This is a genomic window from Odoribacter sp., from assembly GCF_985060555.1.
Window position 1 is genome coordinate 62544 of sequence record NZ_CFKYFN010000060.1, and the last position, 22877, is coordinate 85420.

The following is a 22877-nucleotide window of genomic DNA, read 5'->3' on the forward strand; positions in this document are numbered from 1 at the left end:
TGGAACTTTTTTACAGCTGTTGAAACGAATGACCGGAACCGGAGGTTTCGTCAAGAGGATAGCGACAGAGACCAGAAACTTTATAAACCGATTTAAACCAACTTCTATTTCAGCCTCATTCCCCGGATAACAAAAGTTTTATCACACATTCTTCCTTAATTTACGGGTAATTGGAAATCTATACCTGGCTACCGATACATCGTTCGTACGATTACTAGCAGATGTCGGTATAAACAGAAAAAGGTCCCGGAAAATTGCACTAATCTCCAGGAACCTTTTCTCAAATTAGGATAACACAAAAAGTTCTTTATTTCATCAGCTCCTTTTTCAACATCGGCATAAAATACCCCCCGACAACGGAACGAGCCTGAAATCCGACCTGTTTAGCATCGGGTGTTTCGTGCCAATCGCTGATAGGCACACGGCTGCCTGTTTCGTTGGCATATTTATACACCGGAGCGATAAATTTCTGCATCGTCACGACATCCGGTGCCATCGTAGCCGTCCACATGATCCAATCGGATTTCGTATACGTACGGCGAGAATCCAAAGGTAATCCGTAAAGATTCTGTTTGGTGAGATAATAAGCGATCTCTTTCTGAGCGACTTCTTTCGGAAAGATATTCAATCCCAGTAATTCATCCCATACCAGGTTGTATTTCTGACTCCAGGTACCGGCTTTATCGAAGATAAATATCCGGCCGGCCGTTCTGATCCCCTCTTCTGACGGAAAGGAAGTGGACTCCGGGATTCAAAATATCTATCCGCTAAATGACACTTTGTTATTTCTGGCTCATCGTATTTCCCGGTTTTCAGATATACTCTATTCTTTATACAATTTACATACCGAAACAGGAAATTCCCGAGAATTATTTGGCGAACCGGAAAACTAAAAATAATACACAATTACAGGAGGAGTGGATAAGACGCAAATATGTGGTGCCTGTAAACATTATGGAAAGTGAGAATAATCTGATTGTTGAAAATGCGATAGGTGGAAAAAATTATTATCTGTTTTGGAATAAGAATAGCCGGCAGGGCATTTTTGCCGAAATCAATTCCGTTGACCCGAATATCGTCCCCATGCTTATTGTTAGAGGAATGTCTCAGGATATATGTGTCGAATGGTGGGAAGTCATGCTAATCAAAGCAAGGTGTGAATACCTTGAGAATCAGGGACAGATTGTTCAAGACCCACTCAAACGACTTAATGAACAATTGAACGAAAACGATAATCCGGTAATTATTTTGAATTATCTGAAAAAAGATAGGTTTTGGGATTCCGGGACAGACCTTTCGTCCCGAAAATAGGACGAAAGGTCCGTCCCGGAATCCCTATTTTAGGACACTATTCAATTCGAAGTACAAATAATCATAATGCACTTTGTCGTCTCCCGAAGCAGAATGGCGTCTATTCTTCAGTAGCTCTTTCAGTTTTACCAATTGCCCGTAATACAAAGTTTTAGAACTGATCCCCAAATCCGATATTTTGGTATTGGCAGACATTTGCCGGGCATGCCGGTGATACTCGTAGCCATAACACGGCAAATGGTCTTCAGTCAATAATTCCAAAGAGAGCCCTTTCGACTTCTCCGCATCCTTCGTGAGTTCCAGTTCTTTTAACAAATATTGCACATAAGCGTATTGCAGGTTACGGTCGTAATAATCCAAGGCTTTCCCTTGTTCGGTCTTATTCCATACCCCCTGATACAAATCGTTCAGGTATTCCTTCTGGGTATAAGGCCGCTCGGAATATTTGGCATTCATGCCCACTTTTCCGAGTGTAGAACTGTTCAATAGATTACGAAGCAGATTTGCCTGCAAATTAGCGACCATATCATTATTCGGTTCGAAAAGGGTCATAATTTCTTTCTTCGCCATCCATTTGGGTTGTTCTTTAAATTCGTCGAAGAAAAATTTCACGACCTCTTTCTGTTTCTCCCTGGACACGGGTACAAATCCTTTCTGCTCATCTCCGGCTACCGGATGGTTGAGATACAGCCCTCCGATGTAGGCCATACAATGTCCCATATACCTTTGGTATTGTTTGGTCAGTTCGTAATATAACTCACTGGTCTGATCATAAGGCCGATTTTCAATTGCACTCCATTCCACCAGATGGTCCATGATATACCGCAGGTTCTTAATCCCATACCGGCTGGCTTTCACCGCATCGTCCCCGAGCGATTCCGACTGGGAAGCGGGATCCAGGGTTCCCAGGATTTGCTGTTCACCATAGGTATACATCGGGTCGCCCGCTTTTTCCTGAATCCATTTATTCAGAGTAGCATATTCGTCGGCCGGTGTTTCGGCATCGTAAATCGGAGCATATCCCAATTTGATCATAAAGATATCGTACACACCCAACAGGGGCGGAATCAAGCGTACATTTTTATCTTCAGGCTGTGCCACATAATTATTCCGGGCGTAATCCATGATAGAAGTCGTCGTTCCGTATTTTGCAGTAAAAGCGGGGGAACGGAGCGAATCCACCGGTATCGAATAAGAAGCCCTCATATTATGCATCAATCCCAGCGTATGTCCGATTTCGTGTGAGGCGACATAGCGCAGGCTCGCTCCCATCGTTTCTTCGTCGAAAACGGCAGCCCGGGCTTTCGGATCGACCTGAGCTGTCTGAACAAACTTCCAGTTGTGCAACAATTTCAACACATCGTGATACATATACACCGATGCCTGAATAATTTCACCTGAACGGGGATCGGTCCAGGACGGTCCCATCGCATTGGCCACCGTCGTCGTCGCATAGCGGAAACAGGAATAACGGATATCGTCGGGATCGAAATCGGGATCATCGGTCGGGAAATCACGGGCAACGATAGCGTTTTTGAAACCGATCGCTTCGAAAGCAGGTTGCCAGTCCTCGATACCCAATTTGATATATTTTTTCCATTTAGCCGGCAGGGCGTTATCCACATAAAAAACAATCGGTTTAGCCGGCTCTACCAATTCCCCTTTTTTATACCGTTCCAGTTCTTCGGGTTTAGGTTCCAAACGCCAGCGATTGACATAAGCGATCTTCTCGCTCTGATCTTTTTCGGTGGAATACAACACTTTCCGATCGGAGAAATACCCCATCCGGGGATCGAGTAAACGAGGCCGCATCGGCTCATCCGGCAGCTGTATCATCGACAAATGGACGATAGCCGTAAAAGGAGTACCGTTGACCGTATAGGCCACCCGGCTTTTTACAGAAATATTCTGCGGGAAAGCCTTGAAATCGAGGATCGACGACAGATCGGCCTTAAAAACCCCTTTCATCTTTTTCATACCGAACAAAGCATCGAAGGGAGAGGCAGGAATAAAAGGACTTACCGGCCGTTCGTCGGCACAAAACAATTTAGTGGCATCGATCACCATCGCACTCGAATCTTTACTGAATGCTTTGATCGGAAAAGCCCGGATGACCGGTTTCAGATTGTTCCGTTCCATAGATATTGCAATCGGTTCGTTTTCATCACATACCGATCTACTGATCACATTATGGAGATAGACTTTTTCCTCATCGCAGCTCCATTCCACCAGCATCGGATCCTGAGGCATCTGTCCGGCCACCACATCCTTATTGTCGCTGATCTCCGCCACCCTACCGGCGAACAACATCGGTTTTCCCATCAACTTCACCGGTATTTCCATATAGAATGTACTTTTCACCATATGTAAGGTGATCAGTCCCTTCTTCGTGCGGGCTTCTTTAGTAATCACCTTATCATAGCTTTTGTCCTCCGTTTTTTCTTTCTTCAAGGCGTCGGCCAAAGCCGGAGTCGTCTCTTGCTTTTTACGTTTCTTCTTAAAATCATTGGCATTGGCCGATAAACATACAGCCAATAAAAGAATCACGAAATAAAAAAATCTGTTTTTCATACTTCTCGTTTTATTAATATTGATCATTTCCTATTGCCTGAATATCCACTCCATACACTTCTTTCAGTTGATTTACCAATAAATGGTATTTATCTTTCAGCCGATCGTACGGAGCGATCAATGCCTCCATTTCCGCAGTTGTATGGGTCGTAACCATATCGATAAATTGATTGATATCCAGCGTTTTGTTAGGAGCCATACAGTAGTTGGTCCCATTATCGGCCGTCCGGTCACGGTCCCAGAATCCATATTTCTTCATATCGATCTCATCGGGTTTGAGCCCGCTATTCCCATCCACCAACTTCAGATTTCCCCCGTAATAATCCTCGCTAATGTTCCAGAAAGCTTCGGGAAGATCCATCATTTCATTATTGTATAAAAAATTCGCCCAGAAAGCAGCCTGTACCTTTCCTCTCAATTCAAGCAGGCTATCGGCCGGAATCTCGCCTATCCCGTTACGGATTCGACCGATTCCCAGAAAACTCAGGCCTGCTGTCGCCGGTTCATCCGGGTACCATACACCATTTTTAAAAACTTGCACAGAATCGGCCAGTAAAATCTTGAAAGGGAAATAATGTTTTTTAAAATCATCGGTATAATATTGAAACAAAACATTGTCCAAATAAGCCAAACCTTCGTTCAAAGCAACCTTATCCGTTTGTTTTATCAATTCCACATCCAATACGGTACTCATATTCCATCGATAATCGACTTCCTCATAATCATATAAAATAAATACACCGTAGTCATGATAAAACCCGTAAATAAAGTGATCCAGGGGTTCTTCACTATCTTCCACCTTGTACTTGGGCTCGTCTTCTTCGCCCTCGATATTCTCCTCTTTATAACAGGAACTCAGGAAAACACCTAACAGAATATATATCAACCATCTAATTTTCATAACAATTATCGTTTTAAGTTAAAGGTTTCATTGTCGAGACTCATATGATCAATTTTCTCCGGTAACATTCTGATTCTCCCGTTGTGGACGGGGATTGTCGACCAGTGTCGGATCATATTCCACTACCGACCGGGGTAAAGGCAAGGTATAGGCCGGATCGTCTTTTTCGAGTACATATTTTTCAACGACATCGGGTTGCTTGATATCGGGTGTAAAGGTATGCTCTATCCGGGGCCGGTCCCAACGCCTCAGGTCGAACCAGCGATGAAATTCGAAGCTGAGTTCCCGCCGTCTTTCTTCCCTTACCCTCCGGATGACGTCTTCTTTAGTCACCGCTTGTACCTCTTCGTACACTTTCAGGCGTTTTTCCCGAATGGTTTTCAGATCCTGTAAAGCTTTGTCTTTATCTCCTTTCCCGGCATAAGCCTCTGCCCGGTTCAGGTAGGCTTCCGCTGTCCGGAAAGCATATCCGTATATGCCGGTAGTTCCCGAAGTTTCCGATTTTTGGGCCGTATAAACAGCTCTCCGTTTATAGAAGAAATGCGTCAATCTCCAGTCGTTATCCCCGTATAATGCCTGAAGATCGTCGGAAATCGGGAAATTACATTTGGCCAGCCAGGCATAATAACTCACCAGATAATAGCCATAAGTAAACAATATCTCAGGATTCTTTTCATTCAGAAAATAATCATCGTCGCTCATTGCCGACAAATCATAGAGCTGAGGTTGTGCAGCGATCACATACGTCGCATATTCGATGGCTTTATCATACTCTTTCTTATACAAGCTCACCCGGGAAGCCAACAAATACGTAGCCGGCAGGTTCCAGCGGAAACAGGTCTTCGTCAGGTTGGAGGCTTTGAAACAAGTAATCGCTTCTTTCAGATCGCTTTCTATCTGCCGATAGATTTCAGCCACACTCTCCCGGACAAACTTCCGGTCTTCCATCCCTACCACATCGTTGACCGGAACTCCGAGATCCGTTTCGGCCGTCGCCTGATTATAAGGTTGTCCATACAAATTCACCAGCATAAAATAACAATAAGCCCGCAAAGCATAAGCTTCTGCCTTCAAGTCTTCTTTCTCGGCCTTCGATCCGCTGATATCCCCGATATTATCCAGCGTAATGTTACAGATCAGGATAGAATGATAATATGTCTCCCAAGCCTTATCTTCACTGATCGCTCCGGAAACCGTCTGCTCCGGATCGGCCTGCCAGGTATAGTAGCCATAACCGCTGGCCCGGGTATCTCCCCCCAGAAAACTACCCTTGATATTTTCTTTCACATCGTCCGTCATGATGTCCAGGTAAGTATGTATCTGGGTTTCATCCCGGATATAGGCCTCACCGAAAAGGAACTCCCGGTAATCTTTGACCGACTTCGGAATAATCAAATCCTGTGATTTCTCTTCCAAAAAATCAGAGCAAGAGGAAAACAATATCAGTAATACCCCTAATAATCTTATATATCGTTTCATAGTCTGCTATTTAAAAAGTGATATCTAATCCCAAAGTATATGAAGAAGTCGGAGGTGTAGAAACTCCTCCCAAAGTCACCTGTTCCGGATCCTGTCCTTTCAATTTTTTATCGGCCAGTAACCAGAGGTTAGTCGCCTCGAAGCGCACACTGATCATTTGGGCCCGGATCTTATGACAGATTCTATCACTGAAATTATACCGCACATACAAGTTTTTTAAGCGCAGATAATTCCCTGAAGCCACCCGTAGATCACTCTTATTGTACATCTCCCAGCCATTATCGGCAATCTTGATTTTCCGGTCGATCCCCAATCCGTACATATCCAGCGGATCGGTCGTCAATACCGGAATATCCGTACGGTTTTCATCACCGGGTTGTTTCCACCGGTTCACAAACGCCTGATTCATATTTTGCTGAGGCTGCGGAAGCCGCTGTCCGGAATCATTATACAAGTTGTTCAGCCGGATCTTAGTCCCCAAACTATAAGAAAAAAATCCTCCGATAGCTAAATTCTTATACGAGATATCCGTACCGAACCCACCGGTAATATCCGGTATACGGGTACCCGAATAGGCGAAAACCTTGGCAAACATCTCCGTTTGGGTGATACCGTCGGTTTCTTCGATATCTTTAAAAGTAGGCAAGCCGTTAGCATCCAACCGATCATATTTATAAGAATAAAAAGTATTCAGGGCTTCTCCCGGAATAACAGCCGATCCATCGAGATATTCCTTGTATCCGTAATCCGTCGTAATCCCGGATTTCGTTACCTTATTGATATTCCGGGCCCCATTGATATTCAGTGCCCAGGTAATATCTTTCGTTTTCACCGGCACTACATTCAACACGATTTCATACCCTTTATTTTCCAGGTTTCCGGCATTCAGCTGCATAGTCGTACTCCCGGTCGTCGAAGCCACTTCTTTGGAAATGATCTGATCTTTCCCTTTCTTCCGGTATACTTCTACACTACCGTTCAATCGGTTATCGAGGAAAGCGAAATCCACCCCGAAGTTCCACGAAGTCGTCTTTTCCCAGCGCAATTGCGGATTGGGCAGCTTCGATAACTTTGAAATATACTGTTTCGAAATCGGATCGAAGGATCCCAGCTGGATCAACAAATTCGGTGTCTGATCGGGTGAGACATTCCCCTGAATACCGTATGATCCCCGGAAAGCAAACATATTCATCCACATCACTTCTTTCAGGAAGGCTTCTTCGTGCAGATTCCATCGGCCCGAGACCGACCAGATCGGTAAAAAACGGTTACTCTTATCCTGTCCGAACTTATTGGAACCGTCGGCCCGGATATTGAAATTGACGATATAGCGGTTCATATAGTCGTAAGTGAATGTTCCATACCATGACATCACATTGGTCAGGGTATTGGTGATCACATTCGGATGACTTTTCACCAGATCACCATATTTCGGCCACTGCACCGGGTCGATCTCTACAAATTTTTCTCCCCGGTCGGGCAAATAACCGTATTCCGTCGATTTCAATCCTTTGTATTTAGACGAACGTGCCTCCGTACCGGCAACCACCGTGATCTGATGATCTTCCAGAAATTGAAAAGAATAATCCACTTGTGCCCTTGCAGTATAAGAAGTATTCCGGGTATCCGTATTCACCAGTTCTCCCCCGTAAGGCAACTTACATTGCTGTTCACGCCAAATGTCACTATCGGGCAATTCCAGTCCGTAATTATAATTTCTGAGCTGAGCAGCCGCGTAAGATTGTTCGTCGAACCATTCTTTTTGATCGGTATTCGACCGATTATAACTCAAGGCGCCGGTTAATCTTAATCCAGGAATAATCTCCCATAGTAAATTAGCATTGAAATTCAACGTCGTCCCCTCGATATTCATCCCCGTATGTTGCATTTCGTTCACCACATTGTATTGTAGCGGGAATTCATAGCCCTGCGTCTTGTTGTAATAAGCCAACGTACCGTCCTCATTATAACAGGGTATCGCACGGGAAGTATTATAGGCATACTGATAAGGAGACAAAGAAGAATGCAGGTAATCCTTATCGTCGGTCGACGCTCTCATCTGCAACTCCATTTTCAGATTGGAAAGCAGATTCACTCCCAGTTTCATCAGGCCGTTGAACTGTTTTACACCGGTACCTCTCACCGTAGCGGGGATATGCTGTAAACCACCTGAAAAATAATAATTTACCTTATCGTTAGCACCTGAAATAGAAACATTATGTTTTTGTGAAAAAGAGGTCCGGTAAATGATATCGAACCAATCGGTATTCACTTCTTCCAGTCTTTTCACTTTCTTCTGAAACTCTTCATAAGTAATGGTCCGGTCGTACAGGTCCAGCAAAGCACCTTCATAAGAAACCCTGGCCGGAGGAGTACCGAACGACAATCCCCTCTGTTCGATTTCCTTGGATACCTCGATCCGGTCCTTCGAATTCATCCGGTAGAGCCCGTCGTATTCCGGTCGTTCATTGACCGATAAATTCATTGAATACCTCACCCGGGGCTTCCCGATTTTTCCTTTCTTAGTGGTAATGACGATAACTCCATTGGCAGCTTTTACCCCATAAATAGCGGTAGCCGAAGCATCTTTCAAAACGTCTATCCGTTCGATATCCTGTGGATTCAGCGAAGAAATCGCATTTCCGATGAGGTTTACGTTATCGAGGCTATTCAATTCTTCGGCACTGATCTGTACGGGATCTTCCAGAATAAATCCATCGACTACCCACAAGGGTTCGCGGTTACCTGAAATCGTCGAAGATCCGCGGATTCTGATTTTCGTTGCAGCTCCGGGAGTCGAGGAAGATCCCATAACATTCATTCCCGGAATTTTTCCCTGCAACATATTATCCAACCCCAAAGCAGCTCCTTCCCGCACCAAATCACCATCGATAGTAAAGACGGAAGAAGAAAGCTTACGTTTCTCGATATTCTGGTAACCGGTCTTCACGATCACTTCCTGCATCAATTCGGCCACACTCTCCATCACGACATAGAGGTTATCTTTATTCGCTTTCACTTCCTGTGTACGCATTCCCACAAAAGAAAACACTAAGATCTCTTCTCCCGAATTCAAACGGATCTCGAATTTTCCCTCTATATCCGTTGCTACTCCGGCTGTTGTATTTTTTACCACCACAGATACTCCGGGTAGCGGTTCTCCTTTAGAATCCACTACTTTTCCTTTCACTGTCCGCATATCGGTCTGCTGGGTTTCCGATTCTTTTTTCGGAGTAATTAAAATATAGTCCTCGACCTGATTGTAACGATAAGGTAACCCCTGAAAGATCGATTGTAAGGCCTCCTCTAACCGGGCTTCGTTCAGGGATACAGAGACTTTCGTCCCGACATTCACCTCCTGAGTATTGTACATAAAGTGCACGCCTGTTTGTTCTTTCAATACTTTCAACACCTCTCCGAGTGTTTTATTCTGCAGCTCTACGGTCACTTTCCCCTGAGCCCACACGGTTGCCTGAGTATGCAAGCTCGATACAAATACGAAAAAACAGCACAACCTGACAATCAGTCGTATGCCGGATGGATTTTTTCTTCTTTTTTTCATAATTTTGTAGTTTAGTAGATTCAAATTTTCGAAACCCGGATCGTTTTATTTTCTAACTGGAACCGTACCCGAGCCAATTCTTCCAGCATCCGCAACACAAAATCCAATTCACGATAACGGGTAGCAGCTCCCGTAAAAGTGATTGCTTTCAACTGCGGATCGGCAAATACAAAGTCTACATCGTACCAACGTCCCAATTGATCGGTGATTTCGCCTAAAGACATGTTTTCAAATTCAAAAGTTCCGTCTACCCAGGCAGCCACAGCCCGGGCATCGACTTCACATTTTTCTATTTCTTCTTCCAGGCAAACGGCTTGTTCGCCCGGTGACAAGACCAACTGTCCTTTTCTATTCGACACTTTGACCTTTCCCCTCAACAAAGTAGTTTTCACCGCACTTTTACCGGTATAAGCAGAAACATTAAAGCGCGTACCCAACACCTCGACGCGATTGTAGAAACTCTCGACAATAAAAGGACGGGCTGTATCTGTTACTACTTCGAAACAAGCTTCCCCTTTCAGCATCAATTTTCTCTCTCCCTTGCCAAAAACCGTGGGATAAGTCAGTTCGGTTTCCGCATTCAGCCACACCCGTGTACCGTCCGACAATACCAGGGAATATTCCCCGCCCCGGGGCACGGTAATTGTATTATAAGCCAATTTTTCCTGTTCCTGGCTTACAGCCTGATAAACGATATGCTCCTGCCCTCCGACTGAAATCCGGGTACCGTCTTCCTCGGTCAATACGCAGGTAGTCTCTTTTTCCAGTGTAACTTCCCGCCCATCCGACAAACGCAACACCGCCTTTCGGCTACCCGGAACGATCTGAGACAAAGCGGTCTCCCGACTTTCCTGTAACTGTTGCAACGAATAATACAATAATCCGCTACCCAATAAAAGGATCAGTATTGCAACTTGTTTCCACCATTCCTTCCATAAGCGACGTCTCTTCCGGGGCGAGGCAGAGAGACGGCAGGATATTTGCTCCCAGGCCTGCTCCTCCTGAATCCCATCCCAACACCCCACCTTACGCCCTTGTCTATAAGTTCTCACCCATTCCCGGAAAGTTTGCCGATTTTCCTGTTTTTCCTCCAACCACCGTTGTAAAAACCGGTATTCTTCTTCCGATAATTCATGTTTACAATAGCGAACCACATAAGAGACTAATTCCTCTTCATTCATTGCTTTCGATTTTAAATTTATCCTGCGCACAGACGATTTATTTAGAAAACGTTTCTATTACCTAAAGCTCAAAAAGATTAAAATGGGTGAATGAAATGAAATTTTTTTTCGAAAAAATAATTTACCCGAAAAGGCAATTTACGGATAACCTATCCCCCAAGGCTTTTCAGCGATACCCCGATCGCTATTTCCGAAGTAAGAAAACAAGCAGAATTTGAAGAGAACTGCGCAATTGTTTCAATGCACGGGCAAAATGAGTCTTTACGGTATTCACAGATAAACCGAGAAAGTCAGCCACTTCTTTGTATTTCATATCTTTTAATACGATCAGCTCGAACACTTTCCGGCATTGTTCGGGAAGACGGGCTATTTCGGCATATAATTTCCGGCACTCTCCCTCAAACTCCTCTTCGGAATACACCGGTTCGTCGATATATTCCTCTTCCAACTGTAAATTATAGCGGTTCTTCAATTTTAACACCTTCGCGCAATTATGCTGGACAGCAGTAAAAAAATAAGCCCTCAACGATCCCTCGAACTGTTTATCTTTATATTTTTCCCAAAACTTCACAAACAAGTCCTGGACGATATCTTCCGACTCACCGAAAGAATCCAGAAAGTTCATAGCAAAAATACAAAGAGGCTTATAATAAAGATCAAAAAGGCTTTTTAGTCCATCCGGATTACCGCAACTAATCAAGGTCAATATTTCCTGTTCATCTTTACACCTCATATAGTACGGCAAAAATAAAAAAATATAGAAAGAACTAATTCTTCAAATAGATGATTTTCTTGGTTTCAAAAAAATCTTCCGAAAAAAAGTCAGGAATGGAATAGATTTTCACTTTAGAACGGAAAGGTGCAATTTCTTCCTCAAAATCTCCTCCTTTTAAATAGATCACTCCATTGTCCAGGGAATGGGCCGAGTCCTTCCGGATCTTTCCCCGAATCAGTTTGACAAAGGCAGGAAAAGCTGTCACAGCCCGGCTGACAATAAAATCCTGTTGTTCCGCAACATTTTCCACGCGGATCTGCTCGGTCCTGACATGCTGTAACCCCAAAGCATCCCGAATCCCTTCCACGACTTTTATCTTTTTGCCGATGGAATCGATCAGATAGAAATTTACCTCAGGAAACAAAATAGCCAAAGGAATCCCCGGGAATCCTCCTCCTGTACCGACATCCATCACCCGAGTCCCGGGAGCAAAACGGATGATCTTTGCGATCGCCAGTGAATGCAACACATGATGTACCCAAAACTCATCCATATCTTTGCGGGAAATCACGTTTATCTTTTCATTCCATTCCCGATACAAACCTTCCAGACGAGCAAAACGTTCCCGTTGCTCCTCCGTCAGTTCCGGAAAATAATCATATATCAAATTCACTGTGCCCATAGTCAAAATAATTAACTTACCTCCGATCCTTTCCCTGTTTTCCTGCGGCATTATTATAAAGCGGCAGCAAGATTACACAAATCACACCGACCACGATATATAACAACGTCATTGTACCGTGGGTCAATAGAGCAAAAGTTTTGGCCATGCTTTCGATATTCGGGGTATGCGGCAAATAAATCATCAAAGCTGCTATAACCATAAAATGCCAGGCCCCGATACCTCCCTGTACAGGAGCCACCATACCATAACTCGAAAGAACGAAAATGGTCAACCCGACCAGTGCCCCCAAATGCGAAGTAAACTGAAAACAGAAGAAGCAGACATAAAACATCAGGAAATACATCAACCAGATAAATAAGGAATAAAAAACGAACAATCCTTTGTGTCGCACATCTTTCACACTAAGCAACCCTTCTTTCAGTCCTTTAAAAAAAGAATGAATCCGTTCTTTAAAACGAGTTTTACGGATCAACCGCCAAAACAACCAACCGACAGCCGCCAAAACAACCAACACCAACAACATCCATGAAGAATGGAACATATTCACCACCTTCTCTTCAATCTCCTGATTATTATCTAAAAAAATACCGACTTGTTTAAACTGGGTAATGACGACAATCAAGGTCAGGAACAATAAAATCATCATATCGATTACCCGTTCGGTCACGACCGTACCCAATAATTTAGAAAAAGGAACTTCCTCATATTTACTGACTACCCCACAACGGGTAAACTCGCCCATCCGCGGGATAGCCAAATTGGCGAAATATCCGATCATCACCCCCATAAAACTATTCCCGAAAGAAATCCTATACCCCATAGATGCGGTCAGCAACTGCCACCGCAGGGCCCGGCTGACGTGACTGGCAATCCCCATAACACAAGCTACTCCGATCCAGAAATAATTCACATCTTCTTTAAGCACTGTCAGCAATTCATCCCAATTCTGATCCCGGTAGACCAACCAGAATAAAAAGGCCGATACGGCCAGAAATAAAAAAAATTTTATCGTATTTTTTACAAGAGGGTGCATACGAAAATCGGTTTATAAAATTGTTTGCAAATGTACAAAAATATGCCCATGCCCAAACCGTTTTCCGCCGAAATTGTATACTTTTGTAACATGAGTATTGTCAGAGCTAAAAAAAGTCTGGGACAGCATTTTCTGCGTGACCAGAATATTGCACGGAAAATTACGGATAGTTTACTTCCTGTCACCCGGGATATACTGGAAATCGGTCCGGGGATGGGTGTACTTACCCGCCATCTTTTCGCCAATCCGGCATTTTCGGTCCGGGCCATCGATATCGATCAGGAATCGATCGATTATCTGCATCAGGAATTACCGGAATATCAGGACCGGATTCTATACGGAGATTTTCTGAAAACAGATATCCGCCAATATTATCAGGAACCTTTCTCTGTGATCGGCAATCTACCTTACAATATCTCATCGCAAATTTTCTTCCGGATCATTGAAAACCGGCATTTGGTCCGTCAGGTGGTCTGTATGATACAAAAAGAAGTGGCCGAACGGATTGCAGCCTCTCCGGGTAGCAAAACATATGGTATTTTAAGTGTCTTTCTTCAAGCATTCTATCACATCGAATATCTATTCACCGTAGGGGAGAAGGTTTTCGATCCGCCTCCTAAAGTCAAATCGGCAGTCATCCGGTTGACCCGGAACGAACGCGTGGAACTGGGATGTGAAGAGAAACTATTCTTCAATGTCGTAAAAACAGGGTTCAATCAACGCCGGAAGACACTCAGGAATTCAATCCGCGGGATCATTCCTCCGGGATTCGACTCTCCCTATCTGAATTTACGGCCTGAACAGCTCGGTATTACCGACTTCCTCCAGTTCTGCCAGGATATCGAGAAAAACAGGAACATTGGCGATAAAGCATAAAACGACGATCTAAAATTTTCAGGATGCAACAATTTGAATTAACCCACGAATTTCTGAGTCAGTTGGAAGAACTGATCGATGCCGGCAACAAGACCGAGGTCAGCAAACAAATTGCCGGGCTTCACCCCGCAGATATAGCAGAAATCCTGGAGGAGCTGAATAATGAAAGGGCACAATTCGTATTCTTGTTGCTGGATAACGAAAAAGCAGGAGACGTACTGGCAGAAATCGACGAAGAGGAAAGAGTACATTTTATCGAATCTTTTCCGGCAGAAACTATCGCCCGTCGCTTTATCGACAATATGGACTCGGATGATGCCGCCGATCTGGTAGCGAGCATGCCTAACGAACAGCAACACGAAGTGTTGTCGCATATGGAGGACCTCGAACAGGCAGGAGATATTGTCGATTTATTGCATTATGACGAGGATACGGCCGGAGGGTTAATGGCCAAAGAGCTGGTGATGGTAAATGAAAACTGGACCGTCCTGACCTGTCTGCGGGAAGTCAGCCGTCAAGCTGAAAATCTGGATGAAATATACAATATATATGTAGTCGACGACGACAACAAGCTAAAAGGACGTTTATCCCTGAAAAAAATCATTACCGCCCCTACCTCGGCAAAAATCAGTAATCTTTACTATCCTGACATTATCTCGGTCAAAACCGACGAACCCGCGGAATCAGTGGCTTTGATTATGCAAAAATACGACCTGGTCGCCATCCCGGTAATCGATCAGGTAGGCCGCTTAGTCGGACGAATCACCATCGACGACGTAGTCGACTTTATCCGTGAAGAGGCAGACAAGGATTACCAGATGATGTCCGGTATCTCGCAGGATGTAGAATCTTCGGATAGCATCTGGGCACAGACCAAAGCCCGGCTCCCCTGGCTGATCATCGCCCTGTTCGGAGGAATGGTATCGGCCTGGATGATTTCCCGCTACGAGGCGGAAATCGCTTTATTTCCGGTTACAGCGATGTTTATTCCGGTCATCACTGCCATGGGAGGGAATGTCGGTATACAGTCGTCTGCCATCGTCGTAAAAGGCTTGGCTTCCAATTCATTGAGCCTGAAACATGGCTTTCAGAATATCGTAAAAGAAATCGGAGGAGCTCTGATCAATGCCACGATTTGTTCCTCTATCATATTCTTGCTGACTTTGTGTTTCGGGATGCAAACTCTGGCCATGCCCATCACGGTAACGCTATCGCTTTTTGTCGTTATCCTCTTCGCATCTATTTTCGGTACGGCCTTCCCGCTTTTATTAAACCGGATGAAAATCGATCCGGCCTTAGCGACAGGTCCGTTTATTACTCTGACCAACGATATCATCGGTCTGAACATTTATCTGATCACCGGCCGCCTGATTTTAACCGGACTCGGATAGTCCTTTTCTCTGCATAATTATTTTTGCCTTTTGCATAATTATAACCTGTAAATATAAGGTTACTAATCATTTATGTGCTATTTTTGTAACGATACTTAAAGTAGAAAACAACGGAATACAAACTTTTAATCTATGAAACCCTCGGTTCCGAATGTCATGTATCTGAAACAGATAAGGGACAGAGTAGTTTCATATAACTGCAAAAAATAAATTATAATCATATGAATCCAATCGTTGAAGTAAACGTTCAGTCAGAAATCGGGAAATTAAACGGAGTCATCATCCATACTCCCGGCGAAGAAGTAGAAAACATGACCCCCGAAAATGCTGAAAGAGCTTTATACAGTGATATTATCAATCTTTCGATTGCCCGGAAAGAATACAAACAAATTTCGGGAGTTTTATCCAAACTGACGAAGACTTATGAAGTCAAAGACCTGTTGTGTAATATTCTGAAAGACGATAAGATCAAACAGGAAGTGCTCGACCGGATCGAGCGGATCGAACCGTTTATCGGTGAAAAATCTCCGAAAGGCAGCCTGAAAGAACAATTACTGGAAGAAAATGCAGAAAATCTTTCCCGCCTATTGATCGAAGGAGTAGAAATGGTCAAGGACAATCTGACGAAGTTTTTGAGTAAAGACTGGTTTGCATTACGTCCCATGCACAATTTCTTTTTCACCCGTGATGCTTCTATGAGTATGTACAACGAAGTGTTGATCGGTCGTATGGCCAATTCCATTCGTGACCGGGAATCGGTGATCATGCAGTCTATTTTCGATTTTACACCCGAATTTAAAACTCAAACGCTGACTATTCCTCCCATTTCCGGTAGTACTCAAAGAGTACGTACCATAGAAGGTGGTGACGTTTTGATTGCCCGCGACGATATTTTAGTTATCGGAAACGGCGCCCGTACCAGCACCCAGGCGATCGATATGCTGATCAACGAGTTTATTCGCCGGAAAAGTGAAAAAGCACAACATATTATTGTGCAGCAACTGCCTCATACACCGGAATCCTTCATCCATCTGGATATGGTATTTACCTTATTAGATCAGGATAAATGTATGGCTTTCGAACCGCTGATTCTGAATCCGGGAAGCTATCAAACCGTCCACATCAAGATCCAGAATGGAAAACTCCAGAGTATCCGCAGTGAAAAGAACTTACTCTCTGCCCTGAAAAAACTGGGTATGGATCTGGAGCCCGTACTTTGTGGTGGTAGCGACGACTGGAATCAGGAACGCGAACAATGGCATAGCGGAGCCAATTTCTTCGCCGTCGGTCCTGGTCAGGTCCTGGGATACGCCCGCAACAATTACACGATGGAAGCCATGAATCATGCAGGATTCGAAATCATCCGGGCCAATGACTTCATCGACGGCAAAGTCAATCCGGGTGCTTACGAAAAATATGTAATTACCATCGACGGCTCCGAACTTCCCCGCGGTGGCGGTGGCGCCCGTTGTATGACCATGCCGATCAACCGGACAAACCTATAAGACTGACGGCTTTTCAAGCCTGATCGGCGAGGCCTCTGATTGGAGAACCTTCGGTTCTGATTAGCGGAACTACCTTCCGGATTCTATTCCGAAGGTTCACCCATCAAAAATTTGTAAACTTTCAAGGATCAGTCCCCTTTCAAACCCTATCTTCCACTCCCCCCTCTCCAACAACTCGAATCTTTTTTATCAACTCTCCCCCTCCTTTGCAACTCAATAACTCAGCAACTCAGCAACTCAGCAACTCAATAACTCAGCAACTCAGCAACTCAATAACTCAGCAACTCTTTTCAACTCTCTTTTTCATCTCCCGAAATTATTTGTAATTTTGTTTCCCGATTATCGACAGCATATTTATTCCCTTAAAATGTCTAAAATAAAATATTATATCGCCAGTTTTCGATTGAGGACTTTACCTCTTTCTTTATCCGGAATCTTTTTAGGAACTCTTTTAGCTGCCTCGGAAGGTTATTTCAACTGGGCTCCTTTTCTATTAGCAGTAGTGACCACCCTTTGTCTTCAAATTTTATCCAACCTGGCCAACGAATTAGGTGACCTACAAAAAGGTACGGATAATGAGGAGCGTTTGGGCCCCATCCGGAGCATTCAGTCGGGAGCCCTGTCCCTGAAAGAATTTAAACGAACGATTTTACTTTTCGTCCTGCTATCCGTTTTATCCGGGACTGCTCTGGTCTCCACCGCTTTTGAAAGTTTGCTGAGCACAGACGGACTGATTATGCTGATGCTGGGAGCCGCTTCGATCGTTGCCGCCATCAAATACACGGTCGGCAAAAATGCTTACGGCTATCATGGTCTGGGAGATGTCTTTGTCTTTTTATTTTTCGGATTACTCAGTGTCTGCGGGGCCTATTTTCTAATGACTCATCGGTTATCGATCAGTATCTTTCTACCTGCCACTGCTGTCGGTCTGTTATCGACAGGTGTATTGAACCTGAATAATATGCGCGATATCGAAAACGACCGGCTTTGTGGTAAACGTACTTTACCGGTGATACTGGGGATCTCCAAAGCCAAAGTATATCATTTCTGCCTGATCATCGGAGCATTCGTTGCAATGAGTAGCTATATGGGCTTATGCGGATTCAGGCCTTTTCATTTTATCTTTTGGTTCACCCTCCCTCTCTTTCTGATCCATTTGAAAAAAGTAGTCCAAGCGGAAGGTCGCGGGTTGGACCCGCAATTGAAAGTATTATCCCTTTCTACTCTGCTGTTTACACTTTTGGCCGGTTGGGGAGCTTTCCATTTTTGACCGACGAAAAAATCATTTTTCTCCGACATACAAGCTGGCGATACCGAAGCTCAGTTTCCGCCGGACCGGATGCTGAAAACCACAGTCCCGCATAATTTGCAGGAACGTTTCGCCCTGAGGAAATTTCATTACCGATTCGGGCAGATAAGTATAGGCTCCTTTATTCCCTGAAATCCATCCCCCGATCGTCGGAAGAATATGACAAAAATAAAAGCGGTACAACTGTTTCATCGGAAAATGCTCCGGCATAGAGAACTCGAGAATAATCACTTTCCCCCCCGTTTTCAATACCCTGTACATTTCCTGTAATCCCAACTCCAGATGCTCGAAATTACGCACACCGAAAGCCACCGTCACCACATCGAACATCCCGGTTGCAAACTCCATATGTTCGCAATCCCCGGTCTTCAACTCAATGGCATCAGCAAGATGCAGATCGCCGACCTTTTTCTTTCCGATCTCCACCATATTTTCCGAGATATCTATTCCCGTCACTTGCTTCACTCCGGCCCGGTGCGCTGCAATAGAAAAATCACCTGTACCACAGGCAACATCCAATAAGCATCCCTTCTCCTGTTCTCCGATGCAGCTCATCGCTTTCCGTCTCCACCCCTTGTCGATATTCATCGACAACAGATGATTCAGCAAATCGTATTTCGGGGCGATATCATTAAAAATATCTTGAACTACTTCTTTCTTAGCCATATTACAAAGCAAAAGGTAATAATAAAAGGTAAAAAATGCGATGAACACTTTTTACCTTTTACTTTTTACTTCTTTAATTAGTTTCAGGTAATTTCCCTTCTAAAGCAGATTTTACGACAGCAACAGCATCTTCCAATCCTTCGGCGAACTTCTCGAAATCTTCCTTGTACAAGAAAATTTTATGTTTCTCATAGCTCGAAACACCATCTTTATCGAATTTCTTTTTACTCTCTGTAATGGTCAGGTAGTAGTCATTGTTACGTGTAGCCTTTACATCAAAGAAATAAGTTCTTTTGCCGGCTTTCACTGCCTTTGAATAAACCTCTTCCCGGTCTTCATTCATGTCAAATCCCTCATTTTTTCCGTATTCTTCCATCATCAAATAAATTTAATATTCAGAAATGTTTATTGAACTCAACTTTTTATCCGGATTATTCCCGGTTACAACCACGCTTTGTCGCCTTTCACGTTTCAAATGTAGAAAAATCCTAAGAAACAAAACTACATTTTAAGTTTTTTTTTCCAGAAGTAATGTTTAATCCTTTCTTTTTATACAGTAACTTTGTATAAACAACTAAAAGTAATATTATGCTATTTACCATCTTCATCATCGTTGCCATTCTCTTAGGTCTGGCTTTAGTAGGCCTGGGTATCAATATATTATTCAGGAAAAACGGGAAATTTCCCGAAACACATATCGGCAAAAACAAAGCCATGAAAGACCGGGGAATTCATTGTGCCAACACCACCGACCGTCTCGACCGGCAAAACTATAAACCTGTCGATCTGCAACCGGAATAAAGCTCAGACCACTTTCCAGCCTTTAGCGTGCAGAAGTTCCATCCGGCACTTCCGTTCACTTCCATTGGGCTGTTCGAACCGGATAGTGGCTTCTCTTCCTTCGGTAAAAGCAGGTAAAGAACTAAAAAGCTGATTCAACGCCTCTGCCTCGAAACCATTACCACCGATATCTACACAGACCAGGTCGTCGCACCCACCCAGGTACAAGGAATGCAGCCGATTCGAAAAACAAAATAAGTACAGCAGATCCGGACAAGCATCCAACTCCAGACTTTGCAAAACATTGTCGCTACAGTCCAGATACACCAGTCCCCGGTTACATCTTGAACGCAGCACCGATAACCGATTCCCGGAACAATTCAAAAGCTTCAGCTTCGGACAACAAACCAATTCGAGCGTGATCAACCGATTATAAGCACAGTTCAGATTTTCCAGCAAGGGACACTTATCCAGCTTCAACTCGGTTAGATGGCATTTGGATACATCCAACTGACTGATAGCTGTACCCACCACCCGCACCCGATAGTATCCGGCCTGTTCATAATGATGCGCTGCCGAATGATCGGATTCACCGTCACCCCAGTCCACCAAAAAAGTAATAGCCGTTATCCCCAACCGAACATCCGTCTCTCCGGGCAATTCGAGCCTCAACTCCACCGCCCCCAATAATTCCTTACCTCCGTTTTCGGAAGTATACCGTTTAAAAATAAGAGGAAGATTTTCCATAGGCAACCGTCTTTACAGCTCCTCCTCATTAAAAATGCGTGGAGCTTTTGATCTGAGTAAACAGGCACCGCCAAGCACCTACTGAACCAAATCGGAAAAGCCCACGCATGGCACGTGAGTATAATCCGATTTTACGTTCAGTTTGAAAATTGGCGGTTTCGTTTACTGTAAAATCGCGTTACTCGTATCTAATGTAGATATACCTTTGTTTTCTACATAATCACAAATATAATCAATTAGCGGAATATTATTCAGGATACACCATATTTTTTTCTTCTATGACCTCCAATACCTCTCTTAAATATTTATCGGCTTCATATTTAGCCATAGGCAAATTATGCAGCAAATAATTCCCGCAATCCCGGGGAGCGGCTCCCGGAACTTCCCCCTCGAAGTCACGGATAAACCGAAATGTTTCCCGCATCAGTTCCACAATATCTTTCGCCTGCAAATCTCCTTTCATCAGGAAATAATTTCCCGTACAGCAACCCATCGGGCCCCAGAAAACGATCCGTTCTCCCCATACCGGATGATTCCTCAGATAAGTAGCCGCTAAATGTTCTATCGTATGCAATTCACCGTACCCTAAGGCAGGTTCACGATTCGGTTCTTTCATCCGGATATCGAAAGTCGTCACCACCTGATCCCCCAGATAATCCTTACGGGAGACATATATTCCCCTCAACAAATGAATATGATCGATTGAAAAGCTCGGTATTTTTTTCATGATTTATGATTTTAGTTGATTATTCAGTAATCTGATTCACCAGCTGCTTCAGGATTTCAAAAGATTTTTCAGGCGCAGCTGTCCAGAAATCCTGATATTGCAAAGCATGATTTTCTACTTGCCCGGGCGTATCGCTGATTATCCGGCAGCTCAAAAAAGGTGTCGCATACATATGACACACCTGTGCGATCGCTCCGCTTTCCATATCGACGGCCAATCCCTCCGGGAAATTCTCTTTTATACCTTCCAAAGCTACCCGGTCGGTAATAAACCGATCCCCACTACAAATCAGTCCTTCACATAACGCAATATCACTTGTAACCGACAATGCCGCACTCAATAACTTGCTGTCCGCCTTGTAACGCGCAGGCATACCTTGTACCTGTCCCATTTCGTTACCTGTCCCACACCACACATCGTGGTATACCACTTCTTTCCCCACGACCATATCCATCACCCTCAGCCGGGCATCAATCCCTCCGGCTACTCCGGTATTCAGTATATAATCGGGCGAAAAATACCGGATCATCTCGACAGTCCCGACAGCTGCACATACCTTACCGATACCACATTGTGTCAAGACGATTTCCTTCTCCCCCAACTGTCCGGTCACATAGCGGTACCCCCGTATTTCCTGTTCTTTTTTCCCGCTCAACAAAGCTTCCACCAAGCGGAATTCCCCCCCCATGGCCACTATAATTCCTATTTTCATACCGTTTAATTTAAAAAGGGATTGTATCTTTTTTCCTCTCCGATGGTAGTTGCCGGCCCATGTCCCGGAATCACTTTTACTTCATCGGGTAAGCACAATAACTTTCTACGAATGCCTTCTATCAGTACCCGCGCATTTCCTCCAGGCAAATCCGAACGGCCGACACTTCCGGCAAATAACACATCTCCGGCAATCAATAATCGATCGGCAGAACTATAATAACAAAGTCCTCCCGGCGAATGCCCGCCTACAGCAATCACTTCCAATTCCGACTCTCCGAAACGAACCCGATCACCGTCTTTCAAAAACTTCCCTACGGCAGGCGGCGGCGTAATCCCCGTAACTCCGAGCATAGCGGCATACTCCACAGCGTTCTCAACCAGAAAATTATCTTCATTCGAAGCCTGAGCACTCAGCCCATACGTATTTTTTATAAAATTATTCCCGAAGATATGATCGATATGCAAATGAGTATCCAACAAAGCCACGGGTTTCAACTTCTTTTGCGACAGAAAATCCTGCAATCTTCGTTCTTCCTCACCGCTAAAACATCCGCAATCGATGATCACGGCTTCCCCCGTCCGGTCATATAAAACCACCGTATTCTCCTGCCACGGATTATTTACAAAAATCTTTATTTCCATATCTTCTCATTTAATTTCTTACAAAGATAATGTAAGCCGGGCAAATTTAATACTTTCGGTTAGCCATATCCTGAAAAAATTC

20 protein-coding genes and 1 pseudogene are annotated in these 22877 nt (G+C 44.2%); 6 read left to right on the plus strand and 15 right to left on the minus strand.

What is annotated here, in order from left to right; all coding sequences use genetic code 11:
* Nucleotides 1–307: 307 nt before the first annotated feature.
* Nucleotides 308–688, minus strand: a pseudogene (locus AC5RDS_RS07815) (DUF1793 domain-containing protein); the annotation flags it as partial.
* Nucleotides 689–771: 83 nt separating this feature from the next.
* On the opposite strand from AC5RDS_RS07815, the gene AC5RDS_RS07820 reads away from it, so the two are divergent.
* The gene (locus AC5RDS_RS07820; protein ID WP_013610521.1) at nucleotides 772–1311 is read left to right on the plus strand and encodes a hypothetical protein; all 540 of its coding nucleotides are present in this window, start codon (nucleotides 772–774) and stop codon (nucleotides 1309–1311) included.
* Nucleotides 1312–1335: 24 nt separating this feature from the next.
* Here AC5RDS_RS07820 and AC5RDS_RS07825 read toward each other — a convergent pair whose 3' ends face one another.
* The 8 genes from AC5RDS_RS07825 to AC5RDS_RS07860 form a co-directional block, all read right to left on the minus strand.
* Complete coding sequence (locus AC5RDS_RS07825) at nucleotides 1336–3882, minus strand: zinc-dependent metalloprotease (RefSeq protein ID WP_202194488.1); 2547 nt, start codon at nucleotides 3880–3882, stop codon at nucleotides 1336–1338.
* 13 nt (nucleotides 3883–3895) lie between these two features.
* Nucleotides 3896–4783 carry a hypothetical protein gene (locus tag AC5RDS_RS07830; protein ID WP_175315318.1) on the minus strand — a complete coding sequence of 296 codons (888 nt, stop codon included), beginning with the start codon at nucleotides 4781–4783 and terminating at the stop codon, nucleotides 3896–3898.
* A gap of 48 nt (nucleotides 4784–4831) precedes the next feature.
* The gene (locus tag AC5RDS_RS07835) at nucleotides 4832–6262 is read right to left on the minus strand and encodes a RagB/SusD family nutrient uptake outer membrane protein (RefSeq protein ID WP_013610518.1); all 1431 of its coding nucleotides are present in this window, start codon (nucleotides 6260–6262) and stop codon (nucleotides 4832–4834) included.
* Nucleotides 6263–6272: 10 nt separating this feature from the next.
* Entirely contained in the window at nucleotides 6273–9824 is a 3552-nt protein-coding gene (locus tag AC5RDS_RS07840) for a SusC/RagA family TonB-linked outer membrane protein (protein ID WP_013610517.1), read from the minus strand.
* A gap of 20 nt (nucleotides 9825–9844) precedes the next feature.
* Nucleotides 9845–11005: a FecR family protein gene (locus tag AC5RDS_RS07845; RefSeq protein WP_013610516.1), complete on the minus strand. Its 1161-nt coding sequence runs from the start codon at nucleotides 11003–11005 to the stop codon at nucleotides 9845–9847.
* Nucleotides 11006–11189: 184 nt separating this feature from the next.
* A complete protein-coding gene (locus AC5RDS_RS07850) occupies nucleotides 11190–11738 on the minus strand; it encodes an RNA polymerase sigma factor (RefSeq protein WP_013610515.1) in 549 nt (182 codons plus the stop codon).
* Between the two features lie 34 nt (nucleotides 11739–11772).
* Complete coding sequence (gene rsmG / locus AC5RDS_RS07855) at nucleotides 11773–12402, minus strand: 16S rRNA (guanine(527)-N(7))-methyltransferase RsmG (RefSeq protein ID WP_013610514.1); 630 nt, start codon at nucleotides 12400–12402, stop codon at nucleotides 11773–11775.
* Between the two features lie 16 nt (nucleotides 12403–12418).
* Nucleotides 12419–13438 carry a lysylphosphatidylglycerol synthase transmembrane domain-containing protein gene (locus tag AC5RDS_RS07860; protein ID WP_013610513.1) on the minus strand — a complete coding sequence of 340 codons (1020 nt, stop codon included), beginning with the start codon at nucleotides 13436–13438 and terminating at the stop codon, nucleotides 12419–12421.
* A gap of 90 nt (nucleotides 13439–13528) precedes the next feature.
* On the opposite strand from AC5RDS_RS07860, the gene rsmA reads away from it, so the two are divergent.
* From rsmA to menA, 4 genes are all read left to right on the plus strand, one after another.
* Complete coding sequence (gene rsmA / locus AC5RDS_RS07865; RefSeq protein ID WP_494222287.1) at nucleotides 13529–14314, plus strand: 16S rRNA (adenine(1518)-N(6)/adenine(1519)-N(6))-dimethyltransferase RsmA; 786 nt, start codon at nucleotides 13529–13531, stop codon at nucleotides 14312–14314.
* A 23-nt stretch (nucleotides 14315–14337) separates the two neighbouring features.
* Nucleotides 14338–15705 carry a magnesium transporter gene (mgtE, locus tag AC5RDS_RS07870; RefSeq protein WP_013610511.1) on the plus strand — a complete coding sequence of 456 codons (1368 nt, stop codon included), beginning with the start codon at nucleotides 14338–14340 and terminating at the stop codon, nucleotides 15703–15705.
* A 221-nt stretch (nucleotides 15706–15926) separates the two neighbouring features.
* Nucleotides 15927–17210 carry an arginine deiminase gene (locus AC5RDS_RS07875; protein ID WP_013610510.1) on the plus strand — a complete coding sequence of 428 codons (1284 nt, stop codon included), beginning with the start codon at nucleotides 15927–15929 and terminating at the stop codon, nucleotides 17208–17210.
* Nucleotides 17211–17577: 367 nt separating this feature from the next.
* Nucleotides 17578–18480 carry a 1,4-dihydroxy-2-naphthoate octaprenyltransferase gene (gene menA, locus AC5RDS_RS07880; RefSeq protein WP_013610509.1) on the plus strand — a complete coding sequence of 301 codons (903 nt, stop codon included), beginning with the start codon at nucleotides 17578–17580 and terminating at the stop codon, nucleotides 18478–18480.
* Nucleotides 18481–18492: 12 nt separating this feature from the next.
* Here menA and ubiE read toward each other — a convergent pair whose 3' ends face one another.
* Both ubiE and AC5RDS_RS07890 read right to left on the minus strand, forming a co-directional pair.
* Nucleotides 18493–19185, minus strand: coding sequence for a bifunctional demethylmenaquinone methyltransferase/2-methoxy-6-polyprenyl-1,4-benzoquinol methylase UbiE (gene ubiE, locus AC5RDS_RS07885; RefSeq protein WP_022159623.1), 693 nt, complete (start codon nucleotides 19183–19185; stop codon nucleotides 18493–18495).
* Between the two features lie 73 nt (nucleotides 19186–19258).
* Nucleotides 19259–19561, minus strand: coding sequence for a DUF3276 family protein (locus AC5RDS_RS07890; RefSeq protein WP_013610507.1), 303 nt, complete (start codon nucleotides 19559–19561; stop codon nucleotides 19259–19261).
* A 212-nt stretch (nucleotides 19562–19773) separates the two neighbouring features.
* Here AC5RDS_RS07890 and AC5RDS_RS07895 point away from each other — a divergent pair, with 212 nt between their 5' ends.
* The gene (locus tag AC5RDS_RS07895; protein WP_013610506.1) at nucleotides 19774–19986 is read left to right on the plus strand and encodes a hypothetical protein; all 213 of its coding nucleotides are present in this window, start codon (nucleotides 19774–19776) and stop codon (nucleotides 19984–19986) included.
* A gap of 3 nt (nucleotides 19987–19989) precedes the next feature.
* Here the strand turns inward: AC5RDS_RS07895 and AC5RDS_RS07900 are convergent, their stop codons facing one another.
* From AC5RDS_RS07900 to AC5RDS_RS07915, 4 genes are all read right to left on the minus strand, one after another.
* Nucleotides 19990–20712: a leucine-rich repeat domain-containing protein gene (locus tag AC5RDS_RS07900; RefSeq protein WP_013610505.1), complete on the minus strand. Its 723-nt coding sequence runs from the start codon at nucleotides 20710–20712 to the stop codon at nucleotides 19990–19992.
* A gap of 247 nt (nucleotides 20713–20959) precedes the next feature.
* Nucleotides 20960–21439: an S-ribosylhomocysteine lyase gene (locus AC5RDS_RS07905; RefSeq protein ID WP_013610504.1), complete on the minus strand. Its 480-nt coding sequence runs from the start codon at nucleotides 21437–21439 to the stop codon at nucleotides 20960–20962.
* A 19-nt stretch (nucleotides 21440–21458) separates the two neighbouring features.
* Nucleotides 21459–22151, minus strand: coding sequence for a 5'-methylthioadenosine/adenosylhomocysteine nucleosidase (locus tag AC5RDS_RS07910; protein ID WP_013610503.1), 693 nt, complete (start codon nucleotides 22149–22151; stop codon nucleotides 21459–21461).
* 5 nt (nucleotides 22152–22156) lie between these two features.
* Nucleotides 22157–22795, minus strand: a complete 639-nt coding sequence (locus AC5RDS_RS07915) for an MBL fold metallo-hydrolase (protein WP_087384252.1) — start codon at nucleotides 22793–22795, stop codon at nucleotides 22157–22159.
* Nucleotides 22796–22877 lie beyond the last annotated feature (82 nt).